Genomic DNA, 12038 nt, shown 5'->3' on the forward strand with positions numbered 1-12038 from the left:
CAAATTATTTTCGTTATTCATTGACAAGTGACCACAGAAAACGGATTTTTGCCAGAGTTTTTTGGTTGTCATGAAAATAATTTAGATATGGAGCCTTCGGATGCGCGATCCTTTTCTCAATCCGTTTCCTGCCTCGGATGCTGCGCGGCATTCCATATGGGAAATGCTTGTGCCGCGCGATATTGATGCGTTTCTGGCCGCAGACTGGTCGATGGTCGCTGGCGATTTCGTTGAAGAGGGGTTTATCGGCATCAGCGGCAATCGCGAGCCGAACCCGGACAAATGGACTCTGGCGTTCCCTGATCTGCCCGCCTATCGGGACGAGTGGTTGAAGCAGGCACGCGAATTTGCCAAGGGAAGCTATGGCGAAGATCCACGCACCGCCATCTTTACCACCACGACCCTGGAAGAAATCGAAATTTCCGGTGATACGGCGCTGGTTCGCAAGAAGTTCGACGGCGGCATCAAGAAGCCCGACGGCTCGGTCGATGTGATGAAGTGGCAGACGCTCTATTACTGCCGTCTGCACGAGGGCCGCTGGAAGATTTCTGGCTTCACCGGTTATCTCCCAAACCCTATGGGCCAGTAAACGTCCCGCCCTTCAGCAAAAAGGCCCAAGTCCTTGCGCATCTTTACCGCGGCTCTCGCCACAGAAACCAACACATTCGCGCCAATCTGCATCGATAGGCGGGCGTTCGTGGAATCGCTATACGCCCCTCCGGGCCAGCACCCAGCAACGCCCACCCTCTGTACAGCGCCGATTACCGTCGGACGCGCCGTTTGTGCCACAAAGGGATGGACGCTGATCGAAGGAACAGCTGCCTGGGCGGATCCTGCTGGCCTGATCAACCGTCAGGCGTTCGAAAGTTTGCGCGATGAAATTCTCGATCAGCTGCGGGCTGCTATGCCCGTCGATGCTGTGGTGATGGGTCTCCATGGCGCCATGGTGGCGGATGGATATCTGGACCCGGAGGGCGATCTCCTGGCGCGGATCCGCGAGATCGTTGGACCCGACGTTCTGATCTGCGCGGAACTAGATCCGCATAGCCATCTGACGCAGAAGCGCATCGATGCCGTGAACTTCTTCGTCGTCTTCAAGGAATTTCCGCATACCGACTTCGTCGATCGCGCAGAAGATCTGTGGCGGATCGCCGTGGATACGCTGGAAGGTCGCGTCAAACCGATCATGTCCGTATTCGATTGTCGCATGATCGACGTGTTCCCGACCTCGCGCGAGCCAATGCGCGGCATTGTTGATCGCATGTTTGCCCTGGAAAAGCAGGATCCAGAGGTCCTGTCGCTATCGGTTATCCATGGCTTCATGGCGGGCGATGTGCCGGAAATGGGAACGAAGACGATCGCGGTCACCGATGGCAATGAAGCCAAGGGGAAAGCCCTGGCGCGCTCGATCGGGCTTGAGCTCTTCGATAAGCGTGGCACCTTTATGATGCCGCAGATCGGTGAGGCCGAGGCTGTGGCGCTTGCGATGAAGGCGGATACGTCTAACGGACCCGTGGTCATTGCCGATGTGTGGGACAATCCAGGAGGAGGTACGGCCGGTGACGCCACGGTGCTCCTGCGGGAACTGATGGCGCAGGGTGCTTCAAATGTCGCCGCCGGTCTGGTTTGGGATCCCATTGCAGTGCAAATCTGCATGGCGGCAGGCGAGGGAGCTGAAATCCCGTTGCGCTTCGGGGCAAAATCCGCACCCAATACCGGTGACCCGATCGACGCCTTGGTCAAGGTGGTGAAGGTCGCCTCCAATGCTGAGATGAAGTTTGGCGACAGCATCGCCCCGTTTGGCGACGCAGCGCATATTCATTTTAACGGCATCGACGTGATCCTGGGCACGGTGCGGGTTCAAAGCTACGACCCGTCCCTCTTTACAGCCCTTGGCATGGATCCTCTGTCGAAGAAGATCCTGCTGATCAAGTCGACCAATCATTTCTACGCGGCTTTCTCCAAGATCGCGTCGAAGATCCTTTATTGCTCCGCTGGCAAGCCTTATCCGAACGATCCTGCGACGAATCCATACCGCAGGGTCCGGCGCGACATCTGGCCAATCCTGCAGGACCCGCATGGGCACAAGGCGGCCTGAGAAGTCGTTCATAGTTTTGAGGGCAGCGGCGGTTTTCTTTCGTTACCTATGCGCATGATGACATAAGTAAGGGTGTTTCCTACAAACAAGGAAACACCCTCAAATTTTTGCTATTCGTCTTGATACCAAGCTCAAGCTAGAACAGGCATTTCCTGTGTCTTCCAGTCGATGCGACGTTCCAGCGCATTGCCCTCGCCATCGAACAGATGGCAATCCGCACCGTTGATCGCGACCGAGACGGGCTGCTCTACCGCAACCGGTGCAGAGCCTGGAAGCAGGGCGCACCACTGCTGGCCGGAAGAGAGTGTGGAATAAGAAATCGTATTGATGCCGAGCCTTTCGATGACGGTTGGCACCGTGGTAATGGTCATGTCGCCGGTGCCGAGGCTTAAGTGTTCCGGGCGAATACCAAGTGTCAGCGTATCGCCAGCGCGGACCTGGCCGCGCGCAACCGGCACCGTTAGCTGCTTGCCTTCGTAGGCGATGGTTACGCCAGTGTCCGAAGCTTCCACACAGGTGACGGGCAGGAGGTTCATCTTGGGATTGCCAATGAAGCCCGCAACGAAGAGATTATCCGGCTTGTGATAGAGCTGAAGCGGCGAACCGACCTGGGCGATAGAACCACCGTTGAGTACGACGATGCGGTCCGCCATGGTCATGGCTTCGACCTGGTCATGTGTCACATAGATCATAGTTGCTTTCAGCTGGCGATGAAGCTTCGTCAACTCGATCCGCATGTCTGAACGCAAAGCCGCGTCGAGGTTCGACAGAGGCTCATCGAAGAGGAATATCTTCGGTTCACGGACAATGGCACGACCAATGGCGACGCGCTGGCGTTGGCCGCCTGAGAGCATTCCCGGTCTCTGCTCCAGCCGATGCTCGAGCTGGAGGATTTTGGCGACGGCATGAACCTTTTCGCGGATTTTATCTTCCGCCATCTTCTCCACACGCAATGGAAATGCGATGTTCTCGAAGACCGTCATGTGAGGATAGAGCGCGTAGGACTGAAAAACCATGGCGATGCCGCGCTCGACGGGCGGCTTGTCGTTGACGCGGATACCATCAATGACAATGTCGCCGTCGCTGATTGATTCCAGGCCAGCAATCATGCGCAGCAGCGTTGATTTTCCGCAGCCCGATGGGCCGACGAAAACGACGAATTCTCCATGCGGAACATTAAGTTGCACGCCTTTGAGAACTTCAAAGTCGCCGTAGAATTTTTTCACGTTGTTGAGATGAAGCTGACCCACGATCGTCTCCAGAGGGCCGTTTGCATTCTGTGCATTCGGCAGCGCTGTTTCTTCTACCGCAAGGGTTTTGACACCTGCGGTGGTGTCGAAGGGGGCGTCAAGCAACGCCCCCTTCGTTAGGCATTACTTGTACTGCTCGAGGTCTGCCGAAGCTTTCTTCAGCGCGGCTTCAGGCTCAGCCTTGCCGGTGACGACAGACTGGACCATCTCGATCATGGTGTTCTGGAAGCCCTTGTAATCGGTGAAGAGCGGCTCAGGACCACCATAGGTGATGCCATCGATCAGAGGCTTCCAGTAAGGATCCTTTGCAACGAACTCATCGACCTTCGGCGAAGGACGAAGCGGTGTCAGGCCGGCATCACCCTGAAGCTCATACTCGCCCTGTGGACCTGGAGAGGTGATGAACTTGGCGAATTCAATCGCCTTGTCTTCCACGCCCGAACCCTTGAAGATGGCAAGGCTGTCGGTGATGAGCAGGGTGCCTGGACCCTTTGCCGAAGGGCCGAGCGGGAGTGTGGCAATACCCCAGTTGATGCCGGTCTTCTGCAGACGCGAAGCTGCACCAGAACCAGCCTGGATCATGCCGACCTTGCCGTCGAGGAAGATTGCGCGGATTTCGTTCTGCTCGTAGGCAGTCGCGCCTTCAACGGAGTAAGGGGTGATGTCCTTGTAGGCCTTCAAAGCTGCCAGCACTTCAGGGCTGTCCATGACGATCTTGTCGCCATCGATGACCTTGCCGTTGTTGGTGTAAACCCAGTGCATGAACTGGTGCATGGTGTTGTCGAAGGTCTTGGCAGGCAGGCCGTAACCGGCGACGCCAGTCTTTTCCTTGATCTGCTTGGCGAAAGCGATTTCTTCTTCCCAGGTCTTCGGCGGCGTTTCCGGGTCAAGACCCGCCTTCTTGAACAGGTCCTTGTTCCAGTAGAGAGCCTTGGTGGAGAAGGCGACCGGAACGCCCCACTGCTCGCCATCGACCGTGACGGTGTCGACGATGTGCGGATAGTAGGACTTCTTTTCCTCGTCCGTCATCGGGACAGGAACGATCATGTCGTTTTCAGAGAACTGCTTCAGCGTGCGCGAGCCGACATAGGCCATGGCTGCTGGAGAGCCCGATGCTGCAAGCGTTGTCGCCTTGTCCTGGCATTGTTCCCAGCCAACGACTTCCGGCTTGACGGTCCAGCCTTCGTTCTTGCTTTCCCATTCCTTGATGTACTTCTCATGGATCGGGTCGATCTTGTCGCCGCAATAGATCCAGGAAATTTCCTGGCTGGCAGCCTGTGCGGACATGGCGCCCAGTGCCGTGGAGGCGGCAAGGCTCAGCGCGTAAAGGGTAAACTTGAATTTGGTATTCACGGTCAGTCTCCCATTCTCTGGTGGTTATCTTATTGTTTCACCGCGCCTGCGGTCAGGCCGCTGACGAGATAGCGTTGCAGGAAGAAGATCACGATCATCGCCGGTGCTATGCCGACGAAACTTGCGGCCATGAGTTCGTTCCAGATGACCTCCTGGCGGCCGAAATAGGCAAACAGGCCGACTGGCAGAGGCATATATTCGGATTTCGAATTGAAGGTGAGTGCGTAGATGAACTGCTGCGCGTAAGAACCGATGAAGGTGGTGATCGCTACGACCACGATGCCAGGCATCGCAATTGGTATGATCACGCGGCGCAGCGTATAAAAGTAGCCGGCACCATCGACATAGGCCGCCTCGTCCAATTCTCGCGGAATGCGCATCATGTAGGTTCTCAGCAACCAGATGGCCGACGGGATAAGGAAGGCCACGCCCGGCACGATCATCGCCAAATAGGTGTTCAAAACACCAATCGAGCGCATCAGGCGAAAGAGCGGGATCAGCAGAACCGCACCTGAGAACATGTTGACGGCGAGAAACGCGCCAAGCAGCAGACCGCTACCGCGAAACTCGAAGCGGGCAAACGCATAGGCGGCCGGAATGACCAGTGCCAAGACGATGGCTGTGACGATCCCGGAGATGAAGAACGAGTTGAAAATGTAGCGGGCAAAGCCAGGCACGCTGACCCACATCGTCCGATAAGCTTCGAAAGAGCCATTTTCAGGCCAGAAGCGATAGGGTGACGAGAAGAGCTGGCTGAGCGGCTTCAGCGACACCAGAAAGCCTTCGACGAATGGCGACAGCACGAAAATCAAGAAAAGCGCGATGCCGCAATATATGGCGAGGATCTCGTACCATTTGTAACGGTTGATCAGTGCGGGAGGAGGTGTCATCGCTTGTCTCCGGCGGATAGCTTGCTGACAATGCGGAAGTAGGCAATGCAGAAGATGGACAGGAAGATGCAGATCAACACGGCGCGCGCAGCACCTTCACCATACTTATAAGAACCGATCGCGGTCTTATAGGTATCGATGATCATCGTCGTGGTTTCGCCGTTCGGGCCACCGCGCGTCAAAATCCAGATGATGTCGAAGGAGTTGAATGTCGAGATCAACGAGAGCATCGACATGGTGATCATGGACGGAACGAGCAGCGGAAGGGTAATGCGGCGGAAGCGATAGAAACGTCCGGCACCATCCACCCATGCAGCTTCGTAGAGATCCTGCGGAACGGCCTGCATGGCAGCGAGGAGATAGAGGGTCACCATCGGCACGCCGATCCAAACGTCGGTGATGACGGTTGCCCAGAATGCGGTCGAGCCCTGCGCCAGAAAGGCGATCGGTCCGTCGACAAGGCCTGCACGCTGAAGCATGCCGGAGATCATGCCGAACTGACCATTATACATCCAGCCCCACATGAAGATGCCGATCGCCATCGGAACGATCCATGGCGGCATGGTCAGGATGCGAAAAATCGCGCGGCCCGGCACTGCAGCATTCAACATTGTGGCGCCGAAGGTGCCGATGATCATCTTGATGGCGACCGAGAAGAACGTCCAGATGAAAGTGCGGATAATAACTTCCGCGAACGTAGCGTTGAAAATCTTGTCGTAATTCGTCCAGCCGACCCAGTTGGTGGTCTTCTTCAGCGATGCGTCGGTAAACGAAAGAATGAAGGTGTCGACAAGCGGATAAGCTACGACGGCAAGAACATAGAGAAGGGCTGGCGCCAAAAGCAGCCAAGCAAAAAAAACGGCGCTTCGTCTGGTGTCCATGATCACCCTCTCATCAGGCGGAGCGCTTTTGCGCGTCTTCGGTGCCGTGAAGGCAGGCGTCGTATTTTGTCCAGACGGGTGCGAGATCGACGACCTTGCGGGCGGCGCGTGCCTCATCCATGGCGATCGCCAGAATGCCAGCCTCAATGGCGTCGAGCGCCGATACCGGAAGTGCTGCACCTGTCGTGACGTGGGCGAACACATCGGCTGCCATCTGTTCATCCGCGCCGTAATGGTGCGACTTCACCGACGGTGCCTGATAGGTGTTTCCGATCAGCTTGGCGCTGTCATGAGCGCGGTGAACGTCGAGGAAGCCGCGGACGAAATCGCCTTCAGCCATGCCTTTTGCGCCGACGACGCAGAAGCGGCGGAATTCGTCGGGCACATTCAGGTTGGTGTGGAATGCCAGTGACGCACCATTTTCGTATTCGACGATTGCCGTCTGGAAGTCGATGATATCGCCATCGCTGTCGAACACCTTGTCGGCACCCATCCAGCCGCTCGGTTTGCGGAAGTAAACGTCGAGATCGTTGACGCCGCTATTTTGCGGAGCGTTTTTCGGAACGAAGCTGCGACGTCCGCCGAAGCTCGATACATAACGAGGGCGCACGCCCATCACGCCGTTGTAAAGGTCGAGGTCGTGGCAGCACTTTTCCAGCATGAAGCCGCCTGCAAGCTTGTCGTATCGGCGCCAGTCTCGCATGAAGAACGCGCCATGATAGGGAGCAATATGCTCGGAGGCCTCGATCGAGGCGATATCGCCGAGAAGTCCTTGCGCCTGTGCCTGTCGCAGGTCGCGGTAAAGCGGCGAGTAACGGAGAACGAGACCGACCATCAGGTGGTCCTGGCCATACTGGTTCAGTAACCGAGCAAGCTCGAAGCTCTCCTCGATCGTCGTGACGATGGGCTTTTCCGTGAAGACCTTGAGGCCAGCTTCGAGGCCAATGCGAATATGTTCAAGATGGAATGTATTGGGCGAGCCGATCATAAGAAGATCGAAAGTCTCTTTCGCGATCATCTCCTGCGGAGTTTCGTAACGGCGGCCGGCGGAAATGTTTTCTGCTTCAAGCTGCTTCAAGCCTGCCGGCTCGGGATCGACATGGGCAACGATCTCAAAATCAGGATCGATCTCCGTGAAGACCTGGCCGAGATAGCCAAGGCGGAACCCGAGTCCGATTATCGCGACTTTCATGGCCTTAAAGCTCCCCTTTTCGTAATTTATTTTCGTAGCCTGTTGCAAATCTTCCTGATGGTCAATCAGAAAAACCGCGTTTGACTTCCGCTATGAAAATAATTTTCACGCGGTGGTTATGCTTGTCCAACTCATGCATGTTGAGCATGAGCGGATTGATCGAAACACTGAAGTCTTGGGCATTTCCCCTTCACCGACCACTTTCGGTTTCCCGCAGGTCAGTCATGATTGTTAATATCTAATACCAAAAAAATACCGCGTGTCCACTGTGGAATAAAAATTTCTCCAATTCCGCGTCTGGAACATATGTTCATCATTGAAAACGTTCGTTTTTCAGCAAAATTGATGGATTGTCCCAGCGCCTTGCCAAGGTGGATTTGTATTGGTATCTATTTTGGTATGGTGTCTGCGCTGTGTGTCTTTTGCAAAGGGCGCGCCGATATCGAAAGCCACGGAACGGAGATGCGCAATGGACGGTGATTTGCCGTTTGGTGAATTGCAGGCATTAAGGGGCGGGCCGCTTTATCAGAAATTGCGGCGTCTGATCGAAGATGCTGTGTCCAGCGGACGCCTGAAGCATGGGGATGCGTTACCGGCCGAGCGAGATATCGCCGATGCTGCGGCCATCAGCCGCGTGACCGTACGCAAGGCAATCGACGATTTGGTCGAGCAGGGGCTCCTCGTGCGCAGGCGCGGTTCCGGCACTTTCGTCACCAAGCCTGTGCCGAAAATGCAGCAGCCGTTGACGCGGCTCACCTCCTTTACCGAGGATATGCGCCGCAGGGGAATGGTGGCGGGCTCGCGCTGGCTGGAGCGCGGACTGTATTTTCCAACACCAGAGGAAACCATGATGCTCGGCCTTTCGGGAGGCGCGCGCGTCGCAAGAATCCTTCGCCTTCGCACTGCCGACGATACGCCCATTGCGCTTGAGAGGACCAGCCTTCCCGACGACCTTCTGCCGGAGCCGGAGCAGGTCGAGGGATCGCTGTATCTGGCCCTCGCAGCCCGGGATATTCGTCCAGTTCGGGCCAACCAAAGAATTTCCGCCGTTCTGCTGCGCGATGACGAGAGCGAATTGTTGGAGGTCGCTCCCGGCTCCGCAGCCCTTTCAGTGCAGCGCATCGCCTATCTGAACACCGGGCGCGTAATGGAGGTCTCCACAGCGCTTTATCGCAGCGACGCTTATGACCTCGTCGCGGAACTTACGATCGGCGCCTGATCAAAAACATAAGGGCTTTACTGATGACGACTATGATGCGACGCGAAATCAATGAAATTCCACAGGCTGTCGCCCGGCTGCTGGATCGTGGAAAAGACGATGTGGCACGGGCAGGAAGCGCTCTTGCCGCGCGTGATCCCGCAGTTGTCGTCACCATTGCCCGAGGATCTTCGGATCATGCGGCCTATTTCCTCAAATACGCGATAGAGCTCGAGCTTGGCCTACCGGTCGCCTCACTCGGCCCATCGCTGGCGTCGATTTATCAGGCGCCGCTTCGCTTGCAACGTGCTGCAGCCTTTGCGGTATCTCAGTCGGGGGCGAGCCCGGACATCGTCGCCATGCTTGAAGGCGCTAAGGCAGGTGGCGCGTTGACCGTTTCGCTGGTGAATACGACACCATCTCCTCTCGCAGATGCTGCTTCCATCGCTGTCAACATTCAGGCTGGACCGGAGATCGCGGTGGCAGCCACGAAGTCGTACGTCAATTCGATTGTTGCCGGTCTTGCTGTTTTGAGCGAGTGGAGCGGTTCGGCCACCTTGAAAAAAGCTGTGGCAGCGCTCCCTGATCATCTCGACAAAGCGCTGTCACTCGATTGGAGTGTGCTGGTCGAACCTTTGGTCAAGGCCGAATCCCTCTACATGCTCGGTCGCGGCCCGGCGCTCGCCATTGCAATGGAAGCGGCGCTGAAATGTAAGGAAACCTGCGAGCTACACGCTGAAGCCTACTCATCGGCCGAGGTTCTGCATGGTCCAGTGTCGCTGGTGGCAGAAAGCTTCCCCGTGATTGCCTTTGCCGCGCGCGACAAGGCAGAGGCGTCGATAGCCCAGACAGCGTCGGGTCTCGTGACCAAGAATGCCAATGTCTATCTCACATCAGATCAGGGTAAAGGCGCCACCGTTCTGCCTTTTGTCGAAACGGGCCATCCTTTGACCGATGCGCTGGCGTTGATCGTTCCGTATTATAGCATGGTCGAGGTCCTCTCTCTCGCGCGCGGCTTCGATCCCGATAGGCCGGTTGCGCTCAAAAAGGTCACGGAAACACGATGAGTGGTTCATTTGCACTGTGCGGCGGTCGGGTTTTCGACGGCGTCGGGTTCCTTGAGGGGCAAGCGTTGGTCGTGAGCAATGGTCGCATCGAAGCCATTGTGGCGCAGGCCGATCTTTCGCCTTCAATCGAAAGGCGTGACGTGGCGGGTAGCCTCCTCGTTCCAGGCTTCATCGATCTTCAGGTGAATGGTGGCGGCGGTGTGCTGCTGAACAACCAGCCTGATCTCGACGGCATTCGCACCATCTGTTCAGCGCATGCAGCTTACGGCACGACGGCTCTTCTTCCCACCGTCATCACCGATACAGCCGAAATCCGTGCGAGAGCGGTCGAGGCCGGTATTGCCGCATATTCGCAAAAGGTGCCCGGCTATCTTGGTTTGCATCTGGAAGGCCCCCATCTCTCGGTGGCGCGCAAGGGAACCCACGATCCATCCTTGATCCGCCCGCTTGAACAGCCCGATCTCAGTTTTCTTGTGGAACATGCGGGACGTTTTGGCGAGGCCCTCATCACGCTCGCTCCCGAAAGTGTTTCTCCTGGCGACGTCACAGCATTGGTTGAGGCAGGATATGTCGTCAGTCTCGGACATACCAATGCCAAGGCGCGCGACATTCTTCCCTATGTTTCGGCCGGGGCGTCGATGGCCACGCATCTCTTCAATGCGATGAGCCAGATGGAGAACCGGGAGCCGGGTCTTGTTGGCGTCGCGCTCGCCAATGGCCGCTTGTCCTGCGGCCTTATCGCCGACGGATTCCACGTTGATCCGATGGTCATGCAAGTTGCTCTGGCCGCAAAGAAGGGGCCGGCCCGGATATTCCTGGTGACCGACGCTATGTCGACCATCGGCACCGACTTGCAGGGCTTCCTGCTGAATGGCCGTGAGGTCTTTCGCAGGGGCGGACGATTGACGCTTGCTGATGGCACGCTTGCCGGTGCCGATATCGACATGCTGTCTTGTGTGCGCTTCGTTCATGAGCATCTTGGCCTGTCTTTGGCTGACGCTTTGAACATGGCCTCGCTCTATCCGGCCGAGGCCATTGGCTGCGCCACGAAGGGCAGTCTCGCAGTGGGAATGGATGCGGATCTGCTCGTGCTGCAAGAGGACCTGACCTTGAGAGCGACTTTTATTGGCGGTAATTGCGCCTATGGCGAAGATTTTGCAAAAGGGGTCGCTGCGTGATCGTCTGCTTCGATATCGGCGGCACGGCCATTAAGGGCGCAGGCGCGTGGGCGGTCGACGATGTTCGTCCCGTGGCCCGGCGACAAACGCCAATTCATGATTTCGACGCCTTCATCGGCGTGTTGAAAGACGTGATCGACGAGATTGGCGAGACGCCGACCTGTGTGGCGCTTTCGATTGCGGGCATTATCGATCCCGATACTGATCGCGCCGTTATCGCCAATATTCCCTGCGCCCATGGGCGTCTTCTGCGAGCAGATCTGGAAGCCGCTCTTGGCCTTCCGGTTCTGATTGCCAATGATGCCGATTGCTGTGCGCTCGCCGAATACGGTGTGGGCGCCGGGCGCGGGCATCGGGTGGTTTTTGGCGCTATTCTGGGAACGGGCGTCGGCGGCGGTCTCGTTGTGGATGGCAAGCTTATCAATAGCGCAGGCGGCTTTGCCGGCGAATGGGGTCATGGCCCGGTTGCCGCCACCCGCGCTGGAAATCCGCCTGTGGAACTACCTCGCTTTGCTTGTGGATGCGGGCTTGATGGATGTGTGGACGCCATCGGTAGTGCTCGTGGCATGGAAAAGCTGCATCGTCATCTGGCGGGCTCCGAGTTGAAGGCGGAAGAAATCCTCGACGCCTGGCAGACCGGCGATGTAGATGCAGCCCGCACGATAGACGTCTATATCGACATTCTTTCCGCGCCACTGGCGCTCGTCGTCAATATGACTGGCGCGACGATCGTTCCGGTCGGCGGCGGCCTGTCAAATTCACTGCCGCTGATCGCGGCTCTCGATCGCGCCGTGAAGGCCAGAGTTCTCCGCAAGTTTCAGCGGCCGCTCGTGGTGCGCGCTGAATGCGCGATAGAGCCGGGCCTTGTGGGAGCCGCAGTCCTGGGGGCGGCCTTCGCTTCGCCTGAAGCCTGATTCTCGGTGAATGTCAT

The 12038-nt window shown here is 57.1% G+C and carries 11 protein-coding genes; 6 read left to right on the top strand and 5 right to left on the bottom strand.

The window, feature by feature from the left end:
• Nucleotides 1-100: 100 nt before the first annotated feature.
• Both QZ862_RS06060 and QZ862_RS06065 read left to right on the top strand, forming a co-directional pair.
• Entirely contained in the window at nucleotides 101-589 is a 489-nt protein-coding gene (locus QZ862_RS06060; RefSeq protein WP_296098226.1) for a hypothetical protein, read from the top strand.
• 33 nt (nucleotides 590-622) lie between these two features.
• A complete protein-coding gene (locus QZ862_RS06065) occupies nucleotides 623-2098 on the top strand; it encodes a M81 family metallopeptidase (protein ID WP_296098228.1) in 1476 nt (491 codons plus the stop codon).
• Between the two features lie 131 nt (nucleotides 2099-2229).
• Here QZ862_RS06065 and QZ862_RS06070 read toward each other — a convergent pair whose 3' ends face one another.
• The 5 genes from QZ862_RS06070 to QZ862_RS06090 form a co-directional block, all read right to left on the bottom strand.
• Complete coding sequence (locus QZ862_RS06070) at nucleotides 2230-3348, bottom strand: ABC transporter ATP-binding protein (RefSeq protein WP_296017624.1); 1119 nt, start codon at nucleotides 3346-3348, stop codon at nucleotides 2230-2232.
• Between the two features lie 123 nt (nucleotides 3349-3471).
• The gene (locus QZ862_RS06075) at nucleotides 3472-4635 is read right to left on the bottom strand and encodes an ABC transporter substrate-binding protein (RefSeq protein ID WP_296098580.1); all 1164 of its coding nucleotides are present in this window, start codon (nucleotides 4633-4635) and stop codon (nucleotides 3472-3474) included.
• Nucleotides 4636-4730: 95 nt separating this feature from the next.
• Nucleotides 4731-5591 (bottom strand): carbohydrate ABC transporter permease, encoded by an 861-nt coding sequence (locus tag QZ862_RS06080; RefSeq protein ID WP_296080580.1) that lies wholly within the window; start codon nucleotides 5589-5591, stop codon nucleotides 4731-4733.
• On the bottom strand, nucleotides 5588-6472 hold the full coding sequence (locus tag QZ862_RS06085; protein ID WP_296017371.1) for a sugar ABC transporter permease: 885 nt from the start codon (nucleotides 6470-6472) through the stop codon (nucleotides 5588-5590). The genes QZ862_RS06080 and QZ862_RS06085 overlap by 4 nt, the downstream gene beginning before the upstream one ends.
• A 13-nt stretch (nucleotides 6473-6485) precedes the next feature.
• Nucleotides 6486-7664 carry a Gfo/Idh/MocA family oxidoreductase gene (locus tag QZ862_RS06090; protein ID WP_296080583.1) on the bottom strand — a complete coding sequence of 393 codons (1179 nt, stop codon included), beginning with the start codon at nucleotides 7662-7664 and terminating at the stop codon, nucleotides 6486-6488.
• Between the two features lie 469 nt (nucleotides 7665-8133).
• Between QZ862_RS06090 and QZ862_RS06095 the strand changes: the two genes are divergently transcribed.
• From QZ862_RS06095 to QZ862_RS06110, 4 genes are read left to right on the top strand one after another with little or no spacing between them, the layout of a single operon-like run.
• Nucleotides 8134-8883 carry a GntR family transcriptional regulator gene (locus QZ862_RS06095; RefSeq protein WP_296098231.1) on the top strand — a complete coding sequence of 250 codons (750 nt, stop codon included), beginning with the start codon at nucleotides 8134-8136 and terminating at the stop codon, nucleotides 8881-8883.
• 23 nt (nucleotides 8884-8906) lie between these two features.
• Nucleotides 8907-9929 (top strand): SIS domain-containing protein, encoded by a 1023-nt coding sequence (locus QZ862_RS06100; RefSeq protein ID WP_296017364.1) that lies wholly within the window; start codon nucleotides 8907-8909, stop codon nucleotides 9927-9929.
• Complete coding sequence (gene nagA, locus QZ862_RS06105) at nucleotides 9926-11107, top strand: N-acetylglucosamine-6-phosphate deacetylase (protein WP_296098233.1); 1182 nt, start codon at nucleotides 9926-9928, stop codon at nucleotides 11105-11107. Before QZ862_RS06100 ends, nagA begins: the two co-directional genes overlap by 4 nt.
• Complete coding sequence (locus QZ862_RS06110; RefSeq protein WP_296098235.1) at nucleotides 11104-12021, top strand: ROK family protein; 918 nt, start codon at nucleotides 11104-11106, stop codon at nucleotides 12019-12021. Before nagA ends, QZ862_RS06110 begins: the two co-directional genes overlap by 4 nt.
• The last annotated feature ends 17 nt before the right edge of the window (nucleotides 12022-12038 follow it).

The organism is uncultured Agrobacterium sp. (genome assembly GCA_913777615.1).
GTDB lineage: Bacteria > Pseudomonadota > Alphaproteobacteria > Rhizobiales > Rhizobiaceae > Agrobacterium.

Bases quoted from the DNA above. Each gene is read 5' to 3' on its own strand.
- QZ862_RS06100 (WP_296017364.1), top strand. From the start codon at position 8,907: ATGACGACTATGATGCGACGCGAAATCAATGAAATTCCACAGGCTGTC.
- QZ862_RS06090 (WP_296080583.1), bottom strand. From the start codon at position 7,664: ATGAAAGTCGCGATAATCGGACTCGGGTTCCGCCTTGGCTATCTCGGC.
- nagA (WP_296098233.1), top strand. From the start codon at position 9,926: ATGAGTGGTTCATTTGCACTGTGCGGCGGTCGGGTTTTCGACGGCGTC.
- QZ862_RS06095 (WP_296098231.1), top strand. From the start codon at position 8,134: ATGGACGGTGATTTGCCGTTTGGTGAATTGCAGGCATTAAGGGGCGGG.
- QZ862_RS06075 (WP_296098580.1), bottom strand. From the start codon at position 4,635: ATGTCCGCACAGGCTGCCAGCCAGGAAATTTCCTGGATCTATTGCGGC.
- QZ862_RS06060 (WP_296098226.1), top strand. From the start codon at position 101: ATGCGCGATCCTTTTCTCAATCCGTTTCCTGCCTCGGATGCTGCGCGG.
- QZ862_RS06085 (WP_296017371.1), bottom strand. From the start codon at position 6,472: ATGGACACCAGACGAAGCGCCGTTTTTTTTGCTTGGCTGCTTTTGGCG.
- QZ862_RS06080 (WP_296080580.1), bottom strand. From the start codon at position 5,591: ATGACACCTCCTCCCGCACTGATCAACCGTTACAAATGGTACGAGATC.